Genomic DNA, 18,962 nt, shown 5'->3' on the forward strand with positions numbered 1-18,962 from the left:
CGGCAGGATTCCTGACGATGGTTTATTCCGGCTCAGCAAACGCAAACCGGTGAATAATGGCGAATCAGCCGCCTAAGTGCAAGGTCAAATCATGAGCGGAAGACGACTGACTATTAGATGCGGTTCTGATTTTGGGGATAAATCATTTTGTATTGGTTTGATAACGAACTTCCTTTTAAATCGCTCTAAAAGCGACAACTTAGTCTCCGGCATTTATTTCTTCATTACCAAGCTTATATTCAATCAACTGAATAATTTGCTTGTCTTCCGTGCCATCTTGTTTTCGGGAAGCGGTTTCTGATTTCACGCTACGACGGAGTTCTGGCACATACCATGATGTGTCGGAGCCGAAGGTGGTTTCGTCTTTGGAAACGTCAACCAGTTCTGATTTTGTGATGAGTTTTATGGCATTGAAGGTGCCGGCGGGAACGGTCACGGTTTCACTGCCCAATACTTCCGATGACAGCGTATGCGTCCGCTTTGCGCCGGTTTTTATGTCTGTCTCAACGGTGGTTTGTTGCCATTTTTTCCCGGTCGACAAGGGAAAGTCGTAATATTTTAACGGGGGTGTGTAATCCAAACCACTGCCATCAGGGTTTCTTGAACGGATCAAGTTCCATTCTGGGGTGTAATCCAATACTCTAACCGTGCCTTTTTTACTGGACAGGCTTTTCGACTCCACCACCATTTTTGTAGCGTCCGCGTAAACCACTTTTCGTTCGGTTTTAGCGCCAGGCTTCCCGTCTACTAGGTTAATGACTTCGGTAATGTAGGTATCACCCACGACATGACTAGGTATTGGTATTTGATCTGTGGTTGTGGTCGAATTGTTAGGAATTGGATTACTGGAATTGCTATTAGCTGCTGCGTGCTGGTCAGTGGCTGTGTTTGGGGCTGGATTTTTCAATTGATAACGGGTGCCGTTGAAGCTATATTTTTTCTCAATAACCGATTTTTTGCCCTCATCATCGAAGTCTATCACTACCGTGGCTTCTGCATAATTCTGCTCGGGATTGCTATTGTCCAGCTTCAAATGCAGGTCGCTGATGGTTTCGCTCTCGTCCAAAGATTCCAGTATCTGCTCCCATCCGCCCTCTTTCAATGTGTAAATCCCCATATAGGCAGAGATGACGCCTTGATGCATATCGGTGATTTTGGCCGAGATCGCATGGATATTTTTGCCGAGATTGACCCAGTTCAGCTCAGGTGGTGCCCCGTACACTCCCATTACGTCTAAATAACGGTTATCGGATTCAATGCGCCATTTGTCACCCACGCGAACAAAGATTATGGCGCCCAATAACGGGCCGCAGGGATGACAATCGTTGCTGCCATCGGTTAGTTGGGTTTGAGTGAATACAATGTGTTTAGTGTCGTTGCCTTGTTGGTATTCCTCGGAAAACACGATTTTGACAATGCCATCCTTACCGGAAAAATCAGACGCGGACTGGGATAAGTTGGCGGGTGGATTGATATTGGTCCAATAGGCAGCTTTCAATTCAGGATGGTAAGGCCCATAAACTAATTCCAGCGCTTTGATGTCATCAAACGCTCCCACAATCATGCGACTTTCGTCGGCTTTCTCGCACACTTTATTGACCAATGCCGATAAAGCCGGCTGATCACGGTAAGCTGTAAACCCGGCATCCGCAGGATAATTGGCTTCGCTGGCACCTTCTTTTGTGAATTGGGTGCCTGCAAAACCCTTATAGGTGTCTCGACAGTTGGTAACAGCATCGTGAATCGCGTAACCGGTATCCAGAACACGGAGCTGTTTGAATGTTACGCTGCCATTAGCATCACGCTTGACTGAATCAAGATCGACGAATAAGCGCGACGTTTGCTTGTCCGTACCGATCTGTACAAATCCGGGAAACTGATCGGGTTTGGGTTGATCGGATTGACTGCATGCGACCAATAGTAATCCGAGCGAGCTATAGGCGATCTTCTTCACGTGGTTACTCTCCATCCGTGCGGGTATTGCGTTCGATTGCAAGTAAAACAAGTATCAAACTAAACAAGGCAATAATGACAATACCACTGCCAATGGCGCCGGCATACCATAGCCAAGCTTCTTTCTGGGCAGCAGCCGAGATTTCTTCCGCAGCTAATTTTTCTTTCTTCAGTTCGTGATAGGTATTGATCGCATCAAATGGCGCGATGTGCTCTTTTTCAGCCTGAGTGACTGCGGCCGCCATTTCATCTAAAAAGGTTTGCTGCTGTTGATGCGGGACCGCGCTAAGCCAATTGATCAGTGTCTCCATATTATTAGGATCACTGAAATGCTTTTGCAGGATAAACGGCAATTTCAACCCCAACGGCAATCGTTTGGCTTGCGGTTTGGAAGGGGTTTGCACGGCAGTCGGTTCAGCATTTTCAACCGGCAAGGACGGTTTTAAAATATCAATGACTTCCTGTGGTTCGACTTTATTGGATTGATTGCCTGTCTGATTGACCAAAACCACCAACCCGCCAATTAACAATCCGACCAGCGTTGTGAAGATAAAAAACATCGCAAACGCACGGGTTAAACCAAACAGAAAATTACGTTCAAATTTAGCCAAGAATGTCATTTAATTCATCTCAAGTCCGAAGTGAAAACCAGAATAGATTGATGCCGTTTAAAAAGAATAGCCGTTATTTGGTTTTTTCGCTTACCTATTCGAGTTAAAGATCGATAGACGCTAACGGTTGCATCTAAATATGCCTGCCAGTAACTACACATTTGTTCCATCAGCACACACTGGGTGTTCGACCTGCGACTGATGATAACGCATAGCATGAGTGCCGGTAGTCATCGAGATGTAGTCATGTTGTTCTGTATTGAGCCATTTGTAAGCAAATGCGTGGCAACTTTACCGGTCAAGTTGCCTGATTGTTGTTCTTACTTTTCAAAAGTGCCCTGAAATAGCTATCGTAGTTCCAGCCCTTATGGGTTGATGGCGAAGGTATCTGCGGTTTTTGAGTTGCTGACATATAAAGTGCCTCTTATTGTTAAGGATCGAAAAACCATCTAACTCGAAGAGCAAACTTTGAGTTGACGGGGGATGAACCTCCAATGAGGGTACTGAATTCCTTTCGATCAATGCCAAGGTTAAGTCAAACAACACGGATTTTGTTGCCTGTAAAAACAAGGGGATATGGAAGTTAAGACTTCCATATCATTGGCATTAGTTTACGTGAACCGATACTGGTGTCCAACTGTTACCATTTTTACAGGAATAAGACCATGTTCGATAAGTTCGGCAGAATAGCTCAGTCAATCAGGCAATACACCGAGCTAAGGACTGGTGCATTGCCATTATGTTGTTGGCTTGCTGCAAGCCTAACGGATAGGGTTAATAAAACAGTTCAGGATCGAAAGATCTTGGTCGGCCTGTATTACTCATTTTGGGTTCGGGCATTTCTTTACGACCAAAGGTTCTACCGCGATTCGGTACCAACGCTCTAGCAATGTGATCAATCTTGGTGAGGTACTTGACCGCATTTTTCAGGGCGTCTATCAGATGCAGGTCGTAGTAGTTAATCATGCCGATGCAAACGGTTTCGTATTGAGGTTTGTGAGCATTGCAGTTGAAGTAAAGCCCTCTGTCCAGGGTAAGTTTTTTCCAGTATTCACCGATGCTCATGGCCAGGGTTACATCTTCACGTACCTGTGAGCCGTCGCAAAAGAAGAGTACGTGGTAATGCCAACCTTTATCGGGACCACACTCGAGTTTCCAAACATAACCCACCACATGTTTAAACAGTTTGTTTGAATCCATATTATCTAGGAAGCGTTTAAGATCTCTTTTGGCTTCAAAGAACTCAAGTTGCCAATCCCGATCCTTTCCATCGACATCCCGCTGATAGCCGAAATCCACCCTCAACACCAGTAGTCGAGCGTATCGCTCGAATAACGCTTTGATATACTCCAGCAAACGATCATAGTTATCGCTTGATACTCGTTGAGCGTTATAGACCAGCGTTTTAAACCCAGCACTGCGCATCTCATGCCTGATTTGGTTGATGAAATCTTCAATGCCCATTGCCATATCGTCGAAGATCTTGTATTCGTGATCGTTTTTATAAGCGCTGTCCTGGATATTTAAGGCTTCGTGACGCCTTACCTTTTCGATCAAGCCACCGTTCTCTGCATTTCTAACAAAGATGTCGATATAAGGGTTAAACGTGTAGATCGGGTAGTAACTGGCGACCTGTTCCATGCAGTGAGCTAAGGTCAGCATCACTGCGTATGCAAGCAGTGTCGGGGTAATTTGTTTAATATCGTCATCACCCGTAGTGTCGACAAACAAACAGTCATCTGTTTGTTGCTGGATGATCGGCATTAGATTCTTGATGTGATTCAAGGCATGGATCGGATGTTGCTGATGCTCCTTTAGCTGGATGCTTTTGATGATTTTATTGAGTATGTGGTTGTTTGCTTTGAATGCATGTGCGTTCATAACTGCCTCTTCGTTTTAAGTAAATTGAAAAACATCGATGGAGTTATGGCAGTAACGGATTGTCGTAATGTTATGGGAACATAACTCACGACATAGGCTAGCCATGGTTAGGCAATAGATGGTCAGTATCTGGGTGATAGCTAGTGATGGTTTATTTGAAGTAAACCATCACACGTCCCTAAGCATCTGTTAGGGTTTGAGGGTTACTAGCAGAGATAGACGGAAGTGGACTGGGCTAGTCTTGTCTTGTCTTGAATGAGTTATTAATACCTGAATCCGTGACTCCACATATTGCCAGACCTTTTATTCGTCATACTCTTCCAAAATTCGCTGAATTTAAAAGTGTGGTCCAGGCAATCGAGTTTAACGGCTAGAAATGCAGCGTATTATCTGGAATATTTTCCCTGCATGATTCAATTTGATGGACTTTAGGCGCAGGATTCCCAAGCCACTGTGAATTTGCGGCGTTGTGCTATCGATGGCAGAGCGATCAGTCGCTAGCCGGCGGCGAGTTTGGCGTAGGTGGATTCAAAAGCGATGAAACCGGGACAGCTCTGTGAAAAGCGCAGCTTCAGCCGGTGCCCGCTACGGATGAGTCGTGCAGCCAGGTACATAAGCTCCTGGATCACAGTTTTGATACGACGGCGTTTGGCAGGATGCCTAACGGGGCTTTGTTCGCCCAGCAAACCCATCAGGCCGATCCAGCGCAAGATGTTGTAGCTGTGGGCGCTGAGGCTCATGATGAGATCGTTGGTGGCAAATTTGCCGGACGGCAGGCGCTCGATGTCCAAATCGGTTTTGAATTCGCTGTGAAATTGTTCGGCGGTGGCGTGGTCACGATAGAGGGCGATGATGCGTGCGTCGTCATATTCAGCGGCATCAAGACTGGTCCACCAGCCTTCGATTTCGATATCCGGTAGCACGAGGGATTGGCCTTGAGCCGTGATGGTGCGCTCGGTGATTTGCATGACCCGGCGCCAGGTATAGATTTTACCGTTGCGCGTGTGGTGCTCCATGACGCTGAACAAAGCCACGCGTTTGCCTTCGCGCGGTGTGGTCCACTGGCCGTGTTGTTCGGCGTAGGCCAGCCAGGCGTCGATATCTTGTTTACGTGGATTCCATTTGATGATGAAGTCAACTTGGTCGGCTGTGTCTAAATCGATACGATTGTCGAGGGCGTCGTGACCGCCATCCAGACGCACTAATAACGGTAATGCGGTTAAGCGTTTGGCGGCGACCAAGCCACGTTCCAGCGCATACCGAAATTCGTATTGGCAATGCTGCTTGCCTTCGCGCAGTTCATTGCCAATACACCAGCCCTCTTTACCCAGATAGAGGGCGATCGGGGCGTAGCCGTCAAAACCTTTGTAGGTTCGTAAGCGCCCAGCCGTCCCACCTGTGAAAAACATTCGTCCTACGGCATCCTGTGATTTTTTCAGCAGGAGAAGTCATGGCCATCACATCGAAATGGCGTCAGCATATTGAAGCGTGGCAAAGCAGTGGCTTGTCGCAAGCCGAGTATTGCGCAGCGCAGCAGATCAATGTTCGCACGTTCGCGGCACGACTGAGCGACTATCGCAAATTATCCCAATCCGATTCGGTAGTCTTGATACCCGTGCAGGTTTCACCCTCTGAGCCCGTCGATGCGGGCATTCTCTTTACCCATGTCCAAGGCCATCGCTTGGCGCTGCCTGCTTCGGTATCAGCGCGCTGGGTGGCGGAGTTGCTGCGATGCCTGGCCTGATCGGTTATCCAGCGCAGATTTGGATTGCCGTGGCGCCGGTGGACATGCGGCGCGGCCTGGATGGTTTGTCGGCCATCGTGCAGCATAGTTTGGGGCATGCACCTTGCGCCGGCTCGGCTTTCATCTTCCGCAATCGGGCCGGTAATCGCTTGCGCTTGCTGCTGTGGGATGGCAATGGCGTCTGGTTGTGTCAACGACGTTTGCATCAGGGCAGTTTTGTCTGGCCCAAGGCTGATGAGGCGGTGTTTGGGATCAATCAGGCTCAATGGCAATGGTTGGTGACGGGTGTCGACTGGCAACGATTATCGGCCGTCCCCAAAGCCGAATGGCAAGTCTAAAATGAGACTCAAAAAAGAGGAGCCAAAAGCCGTCAAAACCCAATAAATTCAAGGCATTCAGAGGGGTGATGCGGTATAATAAACTCCATGAATCCCTTGGCCGAACTCGATCAATTAAACCTGGAACCCGCCGCGAAAACTCAAGTCGCGGCGATGATTCAGGCGCTGGTCGAGCAAGCCGCACAGGATGCCAAGATCATCCAAGCCAAAGAGGCTGTCATCAATGCCAAAGACGCCAAAATCGCCGCGCTGACGCACGAACTGGCTTACTACAAGCGTATCCGCTTCAGCCACAAGAGCGAAGCCCTGGCGCCGCTGCAACGCGATGTGTTCGAGGAAACCTGGAACACCGACATGTCGGCGATTGAAGCCGAGGTCGAGCAACTACAGGACAACAGCCCATGCGATACGGTCACTCGGCCCAAGCGCCCGCGTGCCGGTCGCCAACCTTTGCCGCCTCACTTGCCGCGCATCGAACATCGTCACGAACCCGAGTCCTGCACCTGCGGGAAGTGTGGAAAAGACTTGGTCAAGATCGGCGAAGATATCAGCGAACAACTGGATGTCGAGCCGGCCAAGTTTTTCGTGCATCGCCACATTCGGCCGCAATATGCTTGCCGGGCCTGCGAAACCATCACGGCGGCACCGATTCCGCCGGCCGTGATCGATGGCGGCATGGCGGCGATCGGTTTGCTGACGTGGGTCATGATCAGTAAATTCCTGGATCATTTGCCCTTGTACCGGCTGGAACAAATCGCCGCCAGAAATGGCGTGATCTTGTCCCGTTCCACCCTGGCCGATTGGGTCGGACGCATCGGCGTCGCTTTACAACCCTTGGCTGACCGCCTGACTTGGCATCTATTGCAACGCGATAGCCTGCACGCCGATGAGACGCCGGTGCCGCAGCTTGATCCGGGCAACGGTAAAACCAAGAAAGCCTATCTGTGGGCCTATCGCAGCAACGACTTGCAACCCGGTCCCAAGATCATCGTCTTCGACTACCAAGCCGGTCGCAGCGGCCGGCATGCGCAGCAGTTTCTACAAGATTGGCACGGTCACCTGATGGTCGACGACAAATTGCTCCTGCATTTGCTGCATTCGCGCCTTCCTTGGCGCTCACGACTATGGCGGCTATAAGGCCTTGTTTGCCACTGCCCGCGCGCACCCGGAAACCCGACTTCTGCTTGAACCGTGTATCGAACTGGCGTGTTGGACACATGCGCGCCGGAAGTTCTTCGACCTGTTCCAAGCCAGCCAAAGCCCCGTGGCGCAAGCAGCCTTGCAGCGGATCGGCGCCCTGTATGCCATTGAAGCCGAGGGTCGAGACATGAGCAGCGACGAGCGTCAACGCCTGCGGGCGGAAAAAAGCCAGCCCGCCTTATCCGAACTGCACGATTGGTTGCAGAAAACCCGACTGCTGATGGCGCCCAACAGCGCAACCGCCAAAGCCATCGATTACAGTCTGAAGCGCTGGCCCGCGCTGACGCGTTACGCCGAAACCGGCGATCTGCCCATCGACAACAATCTTGTCGAGAACAGCATTCGCCCCATTGCCCTGGGCAAAAAGAATTGGTTGTTCGCAGGCTCGGAACGCGCCGGCCAGCGGGCTGCCGTCATTCAAACCCTGCTCGGTACCGCCAAACTCAACGGCCTCGATCCAGCCGCTTGGTTAAGAGACACCCTGGAAAAACTCCCCACCTGGCCCAACAGCCGCATCGACGAACTGCTGCCGTTTGCTAACGCCGATTAAGTTCTGCCAGCGAGCTGGGGGCGTGGTACCGCTGTTCGCTTACGTAGGTTCGGGAGACGCCTTCTTTGCAGGTTTTTTCGTTGTTCATGGGGTAAACATCGATATCCAACGCGACATGGCCTGTGGCTAACGGCGTTACCGGCACCTGGGCGTGAGCCAGAAAATCGAGGTTGCTTTGATAAATGATCGGTAATAAGGCGTCGGCGTGTTCATCCAGCCGCTGTCTGAGGCGGGCGCTGGAGGGTACTTGATGAATGGCGAGTGCGGCTTTGAAATAGTCGTCGTCGCGATGGTTTTCGATGGCTTCGAAGTCGCTTTTGCCCAGGCTAAGGGTGCCTATATAGCTTTTGATAATATCGGCGTGAGCAATACCGTGCCGTAGCGGAATACCTTTTTCCAGCGCCTGATTGAGCTGGCCATATTGATTCAAACATAAACCGACCAAGGCTAATCCAGAATGGCTGGTATAAAATTCAGTTTCAGATTGCTCCAGGATAAACCGCTTCATGAATCACTCGCCGGGTGAATGGAAGAATAGCGGTATTATCCCAGAATAAGCGTTTTAAATCATTGTGTTGCGGCCGTGGATGACCTTTTAAGTCACGGATTTAGGTAATATTAATAACATAAACTCCAAAACTACCCTGCCACAAAAGACACTGGGAATCCTGATTCAATAGTTACTGAGTATTCAGGATTTCAAGTAAAAACAAAACTGACGATATATGCCAAGTTAGTGCACAACTCCATACTATCTACAGTTTTATCGAACGATCCAAAGCCAGAGTTTCCTATCGGGCGATGTTGAGGCAGTATCACTTATGACAATAGAATTCTTACCCAGCGAAAGTCTTTGGCTCTTCCGTATTTCGCGGAGTAGCCCCGACATATAGGGTTATGCATAACCGAACAACCGTCTCCCTTCGATATCAAGCCAGATATGCTGAAACAGGCGGACGGTATTGTAAATGCCAAAGCAGCGTCGTTTGATGCTTTTGATTTTGTTGTTAAGCCCTTCAACAAAGCCACTGGTTTCCCGGCGAATGAAATAGTTGGTGATTTCATTTCGCCAGTTTTGATAGGTTTTGACAAACGCATCAAAGCCCTTCAACTTCAAGACTTTGATATGCTCCATCCAGCGATCCAAGGCTTTTTCGGCCTCAGCCTTATTGAGTCGGCGCTCAAAAATACCCGTCAAAAGCTCCCGTTGGATATAGACTTCTCGCAAAATGGGGGCTTGCTGGAATAGAAAAAGCAAAACGGTTTGCTGATCGGCAGAGAGTTCCATCCAGCGCTTCCGAAAAGCCCACATCGCGCCTTTCAGCTTGGCATAATCCTCGGCAGACAGGGTATTCTTGAGTTTTTTCATTTCCGCCTTGCGGACCTGGTCGGCGCCGTCTCGATAATGCTTGGCGACATGGAAGCGATCAACCACCACCTCGACGCCGGGCAATGTCTCATAGACGGCGTTGCGATACCCTTCATACATGTCCACGCAGACGCGTTGTAACGCGTGTTGCTGTGCCTCGGGAATATTCTGCAAAAAGGCTTTAACCGTTTCTTTTTTGCGGTCGGGCAGCACCGCCAGAATCCGCTTATGGTCCTCGGTATCGATAGCCGACACGATGACCACAAAATCTTGATGCCCTTTTTTCAAAGCGATTTCATCCAGTCCCAGCAAGCGAATGCCTTGGATGGCAGACCAATCAACTTGTTGGGCCACGTGCCGATTGATAATCCCTTCCGCCGCTTCGGCGCTGATGCCGTGCTTCACGTCCATGTCGGTCACGCTGCTGTTGATCAATTCACGCAATATCCACTGCTCATACGCTTTGGTATGGGGGCTTTTCCAGTTATACCAGCCACATTGTTGCGTGGTCGTCGGACCTTTGGGGCAGTCAGGGCATCGATAGCGCTTGGGGGTTAGCTTGATCCAAACCGGCCGATCGAAAATCGACAAATGACGCAAGGTGATTTCTCTGCCATAGCCATAAAACTTATCGATCCTCTGGCCGCATTGATGGCAGGTTGCACTGGTTAACGTACTACTGACCGTGATGATGAACTCGCCTTTGGCGGTGGTTTCAACTTTTTCGATACAAACATCAGGTATATCCAGCGGTATTTGAAGTAGCGACTGTGTCATCACGATACTCCAGCGTTAAATTGTCGACCTTAGCAAAACTCACTGTGGCAGGCAAAGACTATAGCACTACATGTAGTGGTTTCTCCGCAAAATACGGAAGAGCCCACAAAATAAAGTTACTGTTTATGTTTAATGGGCGGATAACTGTTACATGGGAATCAGCAACAAGAGAATTTGGTTTTACTTTCGCTAAAACGTTAATTCGCCCAACAGTCCCTGTTCCGGTTGAATTCCACAACAGATCGTTTTCCACAAGAAATCGCTCTGGCTGATAGCTAGTTATGGAATCATCATCTACATATTTGGCTTGCAATAAATCAAAGCCATTCCATTGAATACATTTTTGGGAAATTACCCGTACTTGACCTTGATCTGCGTATTTTGGACCTTTACCCCTTTGGATATACGCTGAAACATCCTGTAATCTAACCCATTCCCAGCCAGATGGAAGCCCGAAGGATTTCTCATCATCATTGATTTCTGGCAAGGGATTTTGCTTTTTTATCTTTCCTTCTTTAACCAACCGCTCTTTTTCAACTGCAATTTTTTCCAGCAACACACTCGCTGGCTCGTCATTCGGGTCTTGCGGTACCAACTTCCCCCGCACCGCCAATTCCAAAATCAATTCGCGCAGTTTTTTTATTCCATAGGCGGTTTGCTTATCGCTGGTTCCGCGTCCGGCGGTGCTTTTGTTGAATATTGCCGAAGACCACAAATCTAAATTCTCGGTAATTGCATCAACCATTAACGGTCTCCCACCAACGCCTGTTGCAGAATGCTTTTGAGCTGGTTGCGCAATTGGCCGATTTCCTGTTGCTGCTGGGCATAACGTTGCAGCAGTTCGTCCGGGTCGTGGCTGATTTGTTCGCCGACGTGTGGGTTTTTGATGTCCAGGTTGTAGTTGCGGGCTTTGATGTCGTCGATAGACACCGGCCAGGCTTGTTCGCTGGCTTGGCGGCTGGTGTAGCCGTCGGCGGCGCTGCCCCACCAATCGATTTCGGTTTGAAATTCTTCAAAACGCATCGGCTTGGTTTTGTTGTAGCTTTTCACGCCGTCCGGGTACGGGTGTTCGTAATACCAGACGGTTTGCGTGGGCGTGCCTTTGTCGAAAAACAGGATGTTGGTTTTGATGCCGGTGTAGGGGTTGAACACGCCGTTGGGCAGGCGGACGATGGTGTGCAGGTTGCATTCGCTCAGCAGGCTTTCCTTGAGGCGGGTTTTCATGCCTTCGCCGAACAAAAAGCCGTCCGGCAACACCACGGCGGCGCGACCCTTGTCTTTGAGCAGTTTGATAATTAAGGCCATGAACAAGTCGGCGGTCTCGCGGGTGCGGAACTGGGCCGGAAAGTTGTTTTCGATGCCGTCTTCTTCCATGCCACCGAACGGCGGGTTGGTGATGATGACGTCGACGCGGTCGGCGTGGCCGTAGTCTTTGTAAGGGCGGCTGAGGGTGTTGTCGTGGCGGATGTTGGTGGGCGTGTCGATGCCGTGCAGAATCATGTTGGTGACGCAGAGCATGTGCGGCAGGGCTTTTTTCTCGACGCCGCGCATCGAGGCTTGCAGGGTTTGTTCGTCTTGTTCGGTTTTGACGTAGCGTTCGCGCTTGTGGTCGATGGCGCAGCTTAAAAAGCCGCCGGTGCCGCAGGCCGGGTCGAGCACGGTTTCGCGCAGTTGCGGGTCGATGCGGTTGACAATGAATTGGGTGACGGCGCGCGGGGTGTAAAACTCGCCGGCATTACCGGCGCTTTGCAGGTCTTTGAGGATTTGTTCGTAGATGCTGCCGAAGGTGTGGCGGTCGGCGGTGTTGTTGAAGTCAATTTCGCCGATTTTGTTGATGACCTGACGCAGCAAGGTGCCGGATTTCATGTAGTTGTAGGCGTCTTCGAACACGTCGCGCACGACTTGGGCGCGTTGGCCGGCGGGGCCGTGCAGCGGCAGTTTGTCTTTAAGCGTGGGGAACAGTTGCAGGTTGACGAAGTCGGCCAGCTCGTCGCCGGTCATGCCTTCCGGGTCTTGCGCCCAGTTGCGCCAACGCAGGTGCTTGGGCAGCGGCGATTGGTAGTCGTCTTCGATCAGTTCCAATTCTTTTTCGCGGTCATCGAATATCTTTAAAAAGAATAGCCACACCAATTGACTGATGCGCTGAGCGTCGCCGTCGACGCCGACATCTTTGCGCATGATGTCTTGGATGGATTTGATGATGCCGGAAACGTTGCTCATGTTATTTTTTGTCCTTGGTTTTAAAGCCCTCTCCAGAGGGAGAGGGTTGGGTGAGGGGAAATTTAAATAAAGTGGCTTCGCATCGTTTTGATTTCCCTCATCCTAGCCTTCTCCCTGAGGGAGAAGGAACTGTTAGCCTAATATTCGGTTTTTAGAATCGCCATGCGGATAGCTTCCAGAACGCCGGTGGTGTTTTGTAAAACTTCATTATTCCAAAATCGAATGATCTTAAAACCGCGTTTTTGCAATTGTTCGGTACGGCACTGGTCGTATTCGAGCTGTTCGGCATGTTGCCCGCCGTCGAGTTCAACGATCAATTTTACCTCCAGGCAGACGAAATCGACGATAAATGGCTCGACTGGAAATTGCCTACGAAATTTTTGGCCGCATAGTTGCCGGTCTCGCAAATGTCGCCACAGCAGGCGTTCGGCGTCGGTTTGGTTTTTTCTGAGATTGCGGGCGTTGCTGGTTAGGGACATTTTTTATTCTCCTCACCCCAGCCCTCTCCAGCTGGAGAGGGAGTTACTTGGCTTTGTACAGTTCCTGTTCTAATTCATAAATCGCGGTTTCGTATTGGTCTTTGCCGCCAAAGACTTTATTGATGATTTCGACCGGCGTGCCGATGTCGCTAAACGGTTTGAGTTTGAGGACTTTGGCGCTTTCGATGGTGCTGATGCCTTCATCGGCGTATTTTTCCAACAAGGCATTCAGCACGGCGCGGGCTTGTTCGCCGTATTTGGTGAAATAATTTCGCTTTTTGACGTTGTTGGCACGTTCCTGGCGGGTCAGCGGCGGCTGGTCGTAGGCGATGTGGGCGATCAGATCGAAGTCGCCGTAATCCTTGCCGACTTCGGCGGCGAGGTTATCCAGCACGATGCCGTGGTCTTCCAGCAAGTCGATGATGGCCTGTTTTTTCTTGGCGCCGTGCCAGCGTTGCAGAAAGTCGTCCAACGAGGCGAACTCGGACTGAATCTGTTTGCGGGTGAAGTCGCGGTAGGATTCGGTAATCAGGGTGCCGTCCGGGCCAAGGTATTCGACGCGCTCGGCGATGATTCTGACCGGTACGCCGCTTACGCGGATTTTATAAGTGCTGGCGGGTTCTTCGATGTCGTCGCCATCTTCTTCGTCTTCCGGTGCCGGGTCGGGCGGCACGGGATTATCATCATCGCCGGGTTCGTAAATCACCACCGGTTCGCCGTCGAAATCCGGATCGCGGAACAGCTCGGTGGCTTTTTTGAAGTCCATGATGGTGAAGAAGAACTTACCGAACTCTTCGTCGATACGGGTGCCGCGGCCGATGATTTGCTTGAAGATGGTCATCGAGCTGATGGTTTTATCCAGCACGATCAGCTTGCAGGTTTTGGCATCGACGCCGGTGGTGAGCAGTTCCGAGGTGGTAGCGATGACCGGGAATGTGCTTTCAGGATCGATGAAGTTATCCAGCTCGGCTTTGCCTTCCACACTGTCGCCGGTAATGCGCATCACGTATTTGGGATTGTCGATAGCCAGTTGACCGGCCGCGTTGACGATGGCGACCCGCATGCGTTCGGCGTGATCGATGTCTTCGCAGAAGATGATGGTTTTGGCGTAAGGGTCGGTTGCCAGCAAATATTGCATCACGCGCTTGGCAACCAGTTTGGTGCGTTGGTTGAGCACCAAAATCCGGTCCATGTCCGCTCGGTTATAGGTGCGGTTTTCGATGGCGTTGCCAAGGTCGTCGGTCATGCCGGGCGGCGGCGTCCAGCCGTGGATGTCTTTGTCGATGTCGATGCGCACTACTTTGTAGGGGGCAAGAAAACCGTCTTCGATGCCTTGTTTGAGGCTGTAGGTGTAAACCGGTTTGCCGAAGTAATCGGTGCTGGAGACGTATTTGGTTTCCTTGGGCGTGGCGGTCAAACCGAGCTGAATGGCGTCTTTGAAGTAATCGAGGATTTCCCTCCAGGCGGAATCGTCGGCGGCGCTGCCACGATGGCATTCGTCGATGACGATCATGTCGAAAAAGTCGGGCGAGACGTTTTTGAAGATTTTGTCTTCTTCTGCCGGACCGGTGATGGCTTGATAGAGGCCGAGGTAAATTTCGTAGGCCGGATCGAGCTTGCGATTTTTGATTTTGGTCATCACCGAGCCGAACGGTTTGAAATCGTTGACCAGGGTTTGATCGACCAGAATGTTGCGGTCGGCTAGAAACAGGATGCGTTTAACCTGTTTGGCTTTCCACAACCGCCAGATGATCTGGAAGGTGGTGTAGGTTTTGCCGGTGCCGGTAGCCATCACCAGCAGCACGCGCTTTTGCTGGTTGGCCACGGCTTCGATGCTGCGATTGATGGCCTCGACTTGGTAATAGCGCGGCTCTTTACTGCTACTGTCTTCGTAGTAGGGTTGGATGACCAGTTTTTCGGCTTGATCGGCGATGCCGCGGAAGTGTTTGTAGCGTTGCCAAAGCTCTTCTGGCGGCAGAAAAGCATCGAGCGCGAATTCGATTTCGATGTCTTCGTTTGGCTTTGGTGTTTTGTTGTGGCTGGCAAAAGCATCGCCGTTGGAACTGAAGGCGCTGGGGACTTGCAGAATCTCCGCGTAGCCCAGGGCTTGTTGCAGGCCGTGGCTGACGGTGTGGTTGTTGTCTTTGGCTTCTACTACCGCAACCGGGACGCCCGGCTCCCAATACAAAACGTAATCGGCGAATTTCTTCTTTTTCTTGTTGCGGGACGACATGTTGCCCCGCACAACGATGGGGCCAGGGGTTAGAGTGACTTCACGGCGGATTTGGCGTATGGCGTCCCAGCCTGCTTCGCGGATAGCGGGGGTGATGAAAAGGTCGCAGATGTCTGTTTCGCTGAGGGCTTTTTTGTCCTTACTATCCATTGTAAAAAGTCCTAATTTGAGTCGAAACGATGGCATGAAAGGAAATACGCATTCACTGGTGAACACTTTAAGGTCCGGCCTGTGCGGCTAGAAATCATTGTGGCATCCCTTTTTTACGAGCCAATTGCTGTGGAAGATAAGAATAGCAACAGCGGATTATCCGGCGAAGCTTCAAAGCCAAAACGCCGATAGTAACCAGCCGCTGGTTCATCAATGGCGTCGACAAACAAACCAATGCCACCCGCCTCGGTGTGAATGCGCCGCGCACGCATCAAGGCGTCAATCAGCAGTAACTCGCCGAGTCGCTTATTTTGGAACGCCTGCTCGACGGCCAACCGACCTAGTCTAACCCCGGGTATGCGGCGAGGCAGTTTTTTGCGCCACGCATCCGGCAGATGGCGATTTTCGAGTTCAGCTAGCGTGAGTGCGTAATAGGCGCAAATTTGAGTGGGCTTGGCTTCGTCGATAGCCACAAAGGTTTTCGACAGTCCTTTGTCCTGATGCTGGCGAGCAACCTTTCGCAACCAGTCATTCAGTTCTTCACGGCCGCAATCAAACCGTTGCCGATCATGGTCCCCAGTTAAAGGTATTATCTGCATTGTTTTGCTTCGCGTCCTGGTAGTGCTTCATAGCGGCCTGCAACTTGGCGTTGGGTTGCGGCGGGTTTTCCATCAGATCAAGCAACCAATTCCAGTCGCGAGGAGATAAACGAATCACTTCTTCACGCTCGATAACGGCCTGGGCTTCTTTTAAGGCCGACTGCACTAAAAACTGATTGACCGTGGCGCCGGTCAGTTCGGCAGCACGGCACAATGTTTCGTAAACCTCATGCGGGACGCGTGCGCCGATGCGGTCTTGCTTGGCTGTGACAGTTTCCATAGTGTTTACCTGCGATCAAATGGAATATTCTGTTTAGTGTAGCACTGTCGCCATAATGACGCCATATAGAATAGTGTTCAGCTAATCCCTTCTGAGGTGCAAACCTCGGTTTGCACTCTGACGCTTAACGAGGCCGGGCGCTGTAGGTATTTTTCAGTATTACATGGCTTCGCATGTTCACAGCACCTGGATTGCAAAACCCACTCTATCTGGCGTTTTGTGTAGTCGCATGACTCCACTTTTCTCATGGCAAATAATCACACTTTGCCGCGCGGAAACCTGGTCGAAAAATCAGGTTTTATCACCCTTCATGAGTTCGCTTTTTCTTCGGGCAATGACCGTTCATCGCTGCCCGCGCTTTGCCAGCCAGGGACGTCGGCCCTGTACTGCACCCCCCATGAAATAGACAACGCCCGTTTCGATAAATCGCCGTGCTTTTGCAAGGCGTTCCAGCTCGCGTAGTTTTGGCGCCGCATTGCAGGCCACGCAAATCATCCGGGAAAGCAGGGTAGCGTGGCGGCATACGGTCATTACCTTGTTCCCATGCATCTCTGATAGCGTCACATTGCCGGAAATAGGATTTTAAGCGTTTACGTTGGCTTGATGTACTCATGGTTGAATCTGCTTTCACCTACTTTAGATGTTGGCGGCAGGCTGTGCTCTGGAAACCTTGCCCAGCGTGGCGGCATTCGCGATGACTTCAGCAAATTGGTCGTGCCGTTTCCGATATGCGGCAATTTGTTGTTGCAACTGCGTATGCTCGCGTTGCTCTGCACTGTTCAATGTCATTTTTAAAGCCTCTTTAAAGATTTAATGAATTTTCGATTATTTTAATAACCCCTTGCTATTAACTGTTTATGTCACCCCCGCCACACTGTTAGTTACCACATGACAAAAGCCCTCAATCGTAAGGGTTGCCGCGTAATTGAGCTGGAAGGATTGGCGGTGCTGTGGATTGATAAGCAAAATCGGCACAACCACGCGCCAGGGTAAGCGATTGGCACGGTAGGCTAATACTGGCGTCAATCCGGCTTGACCGGCCTGTGTGACTGCCTGATCCCACCATTTTTGAATCTGCGCATCGGTGGCGGTCTGGTAGCGTTTGCTTTCAATGGCCAATAATCTGAAAGAATCCGCTACGCTGCCCACTTCATCAGGATGAACAATCAAATCATGGCCGCCGCTGCGGGTTTGCTCCAGGTTGCGGATTAAGCGAACGCCAGCCCAATCATGAATCAACCCGGCAAACTCTCGCTCTGCTGATGCACCTTTAGCTCGACTATTAATTGCCATGATTACGAACCTCAAAGCCGTTTTTACGATAAATAACACCTCGCTTTCTAGCGGCTGAAAATCCGAATGCGCACTTATCAACTATGTCTAAAACATATGCGCATTTCTTGCCTGGAAATGGCCGCCTTGCACGTCCGATTGATTGAAGCAATCTGGTTGCTGCTGGCGCTTCTCGCTTAACCTCCGCGCTTACAGGTGCCGCGAACACCACCGCGCCCACATGAGGCCAGTCGATACCTTCAGACAATAGCGACAACGTACCCACGATGATTGGATAATTGGCCGCCGCTGCCATGCGCTCGGCTCTGACTTTGGCCGGCAATTGTCCATGCAATAGTAACGACTCGCGGCCATGCTGGTTAATGATCTGGTGCAAGCGTTCGGCATGTTCGATAGTGCTGGTTAATATTGCCGTGCCAGTGGTGAGACTCGCGCGAATGGCTCGATTGACGATTAACTGATTTCGATGGTTATCTTCCGCCAACAGCTTGTTGAACTGTTGCCAGCTCTGCGGGTTGCCTTGTAACTGATAATGCAAAACGGACACAACGACCGGCAAAACAGCGCCTTCAACTTCACTGGGCTTGATTTCCGCCACGATGGGGCCAAGTGCGGCGTGTATCATCATTTCCAAACCATCACGCCGTTGTGGAGTGGCAGACAGGCCGAATTTATAACGACAATTTAACCCGTTGATGACTTGGTAAAATTGGCTTGCTGGCGCGTTGTGGCATTCATCCGCTATGGCCATGCCGTAATTCAGTCGGGATAGATCACGCTTAACCAAGGTTTGCACGGTGGCAATGGTAAACTGTTCGCCCTCTGTATCTTTTCCACTGCCAATCAGGCCAGCATTCAGGCCTGTGAACTGTTCAATTGCTGCCCGCCATTGTTCAGCCAAGTCTTTGGACTTGACCAGGATAAGGCAACGCTGCTGCAACTGAGCCGCAAGGGCAATACCTGACACCGTTTTACCGCTGCCAGTAGCCGCCACCATCACGCCACCACCTGCTTGCATGGCATTACTGACAAAGCGTTGCTGATAGTCCCGCAATTGCCCGGTAAAGCTTATCTGAGCTGCTACCGTGCGCCGTTGGTCATCGATCACAGCGCCAGCTGTGAACAGTTCCGGCAATAGGCCGACGGGAACATTCAAGCCGTCGTCGTTTCGTTTGGATAAATTGATTATTCGCTCAATGCCGCGCGTCGATCTGCTCTGCTTGAGTGCCTCGGCAAATTTCGGACTAGAAAAAGTACAGCGTTTTTCGATCTGGTTAATGATCGA

Annotated in this window: 16 protein-coding genes and 3 pseudogenes; 3 read left to right on the forward strand and 16 right to left on the reverse strand. The window is 50.7% G+C overall.

Annotated elements, in window-relative coordinates:
• Positions 1 to 199: 199 nt before the first annotated feature.
• The 4 genes and pseudogenes from NM686_RS20530 to NM686_RS20545 form a co-directional block, all read right to left on the reverse strand.
• The gene (locus NM686_RS20530) at positions 200 to 1,954 is read right to left on the reverse strand and encodes a hypothetical protein (RefSeq protein WP_255189669.1); all 1,755 of its coding nucleotides are present in this window, start codon (positions 1,952 to 1,954) and stop codon (positions 200 to 202) included.
• A gap of 4 nt (positions 1,955 to 1,958) precedes the next feature.
• A complete protein-coding gene (locus NM686_RS20535) occupies positions 1,959 to 2,573 on the reverse strand; it encodes a hypothetical protein (protein ID WP_255189670.1) in 615 nt (204 codons plus the stop codon).
• A 765-nt stretch (positions 2,574 to 3,338) separates the two neighbouring features.
• Entirely contained in the window at positions 3,339 to 4,445 is a 1,107-nt protein-coding gene (locus NM686_RS20540; RefSeq protein ID WP_255189671.1) for a YagK/YfjJ domain-containing protein, read from the reverse strand.
• Between the two features lie 497 nt (positions 4,446 to 4,942).
• Positions 4,943 to 5,833 (reverse strand): annotated as a pseudogene (locus tag NM686_RS20545) (IS1380 family transposase); the annotation flags it as partial.
• A 62-nt stretch (positions 5,834 to 5,895) separates the two neighbouring features.
• On the opposite strand from NM686_RS20545, the gene tnpA reads away from it, so the two are divergent.
• The 3 genes and pseudogenes from tnpA to tnpC all read left to right on the forward strand — a co-directional run bounded on the left by tnpA (position 5,896) and on the right by tnpC (position 8,277).
• Positions 5,896 to 6,189: an IS66 family insertion sequence element accessory protein TnpA gene (tnpA, locus tag NM686_RS20550; protein ID WP_255189672.1), complete on the forward strand. Its 294-nt coding sequence runs from the start codon at positions 5,896 to 5,898 to the stop codon at positions 6,187 to 6,189.
• The gene (gene tnpB / locus NM686_RS20555; RefSeq protein WP_255189673.1) at positions 6,177 to 6,527 is read left to right on the forward strand and encodes an IS66 family insertion sequence element accessory protein TnpB; all 351 of its coding nucleotides are present in this window, start codon (positions 6,177 to 6,179) and stop codon (positions 6,525 to 6,527) included. Before tnpA ends, tnpB begins: the two co-directional genes overlap by 13 nt.
• Before the next feature lie 87 nt (positions 6,528 to 6,614).
• Positions 6,615 to 8,277: pseudogene (tnpC, locus tag NM686_RS20560) on the forward strand (IS66 family transposase).
• Between the two features lie 43 nt (positions 8,278 to 8,320).
• Here the strand turns inward: tnpC and NM686_RS20565 are convergent.
• From NM686_RS20565 to NM686_RS20615, 12 genes and pseudogenes are all read right to left on the reverse strand, one after another.
• Positions 8,321 to 8,785 (reverse strand): annotated as a pseudogene (locus NM686_RS20565) (IS1380 family transposase); the annotation flags it as partial.
• Positions 8,786 to 9,172: 387 nt separating this feature from the next.
• Positions 9,173 to 10,423 (reverse strand): ISL3 family transposase, encoded by a 1,251-nt coding sequence (locus tag NM686_RS20570; RefSeq protein WP_255187011.1) that lies wholly within the window; start codon positions 10,421 to 10,423, stop codon positions 9,173 to 9,175.
• Positions 10,424 to 10,481: 58 nt separating this feature from the next.
• A complete protein-coding gene (locus NM686_RS20575; protein ID WP_255189676.1) occupies positions 10,482 to 11,168 on the reverse strand; it encodes a restriction endonuclease subunit S domain-containing protein in 687 nt (228 codons plus the stop codon).
• Positions 11,168 to 12,643: a type I restriction-modification system subunit M gene (locus NM686_RS20580; RefSeq protein ID WP_255189677.1), complete on the reverse strand. Its 1,476-nt coding sequence runs from the start codon at positions 12,641 to 12,643 to the stop codon at positions 11,168 to 11,170. The genes NM686_RS20575 and NM686_RS20580 overlap by 1 nt, the downstream gene beginning before the upstream one ends.
• A gap of 137 nt (positions 12,644 to 12,780) precedes the next feature.
• Positions 12,781 to 13,122 (reverse strand): endonuclease domain-containing protein, encoded by a 342-nt coding sequence (locus tag NM686_RS20585; RefSeq protein ID WP_255189678.1) that lies wholly within the window; start codon positions 13,120 to 13,122, stop codon positions 12,781 to 12,783.
• Positions 13,123 to 13,165: 43 nt separating this feature from the next.
• A complete protein-coding gene (gene hsdR, locus NM686_RS20590; protein ID WP_255189679.1) occupies positions 13,166 to 15,505 on the reverse strand; it encodes an EcoAI/FtnUII family type I restriction enzme subunit R in 2,340 nt (779 codons plus the stop codon).
• A 113-nt stretch (positions 15,506 to 15,618) separates the two neighbouring features.
• Entirely contained in the window at positions 15,619 to 16,104 is a 486-nt protein-coding gene (locus NM686_RS20595) for a GNAT family N-acetyltransferase (RefSeq protein ID WP_255189680.1), read from the reverse strand.
• On the reverse strand, positions 16,073 to 16,384 hold the full coding sequence (locus NM686_RS20600) for a type II toxin-antitoxin system TacA family antitoxin (protein WP_255189681.1): 312 nt from the start codon (positions 16,382 to 16,384) through the stop codon (positions 16,073 to 16,075). Before NM686_RS20600 ends, NM686_RS20595 begins: the two co-directional genes overlap by 32 nt.
• Positions 16,385 to 16,685: 301 nt before the next feature.
• Complete coding sequence (locus NM686_RS21850; protein WP_407942366.1) at positions 16,686 to 16,997, reverse strand: HGGxSTG domain-containing protein; 312 nt, start codon at positions 16,995 to 16,997, stop codon at positions 16,686 to 16,688.
• Positions 16,998 to 17,020: 23 nt separating this feature from the next.
• On the reverse strand, positions 17,021 to 17,173 hold the full coding sequence (locus NM686_RS20605) for a hypothetical protein (RefSeq protein WP_255189683.1): 153 nt from the start codon (positions 17,171 to 17,173) through the stop codon (positions 17,021 to 17,023).
• Positions 17,174 to 17,239: 66 nt separating this feature from the next.
• The gene (locus tag NM686_RS20610) at positions 17,240 to 17,677 is read right to left on the reverse strand and encodes a putative PDDEXK endonuclease (protein WP_255189684.1); all 438 of its coding nucleotides are present in this window, start codon (positions 17,675 to 17,677) and stop codon (positions 17,240 to 17,242) included.
• Positions 17,667 to 18,812 (reverse strand): DEAD/DEAH box helicase, encoded by a 1,146-nt coding sequence (locus NM686_RS20615; protein WP_255189685.1) that lies wholly within the window; start codon positions 18,810 to 18,812, stop codon positions 17,667 to 17,669. Before NM686_RS20615 ends, NM686_RS20610 begins: the two co-directional genes overlap by 11 nt.
• Positions 18,813 to 18,962: the final 150 nt, after the last annotated feature.

It is taken from the genome of Methylomonas rapida (genome assembly GCF_024360925.2).
Lineage (GTDB): Bacteria > Pseudomonadota > Gammaproteobacteria > Methylococcales > Methylomonadaceae > Methylomonas > Methylomonas rapida.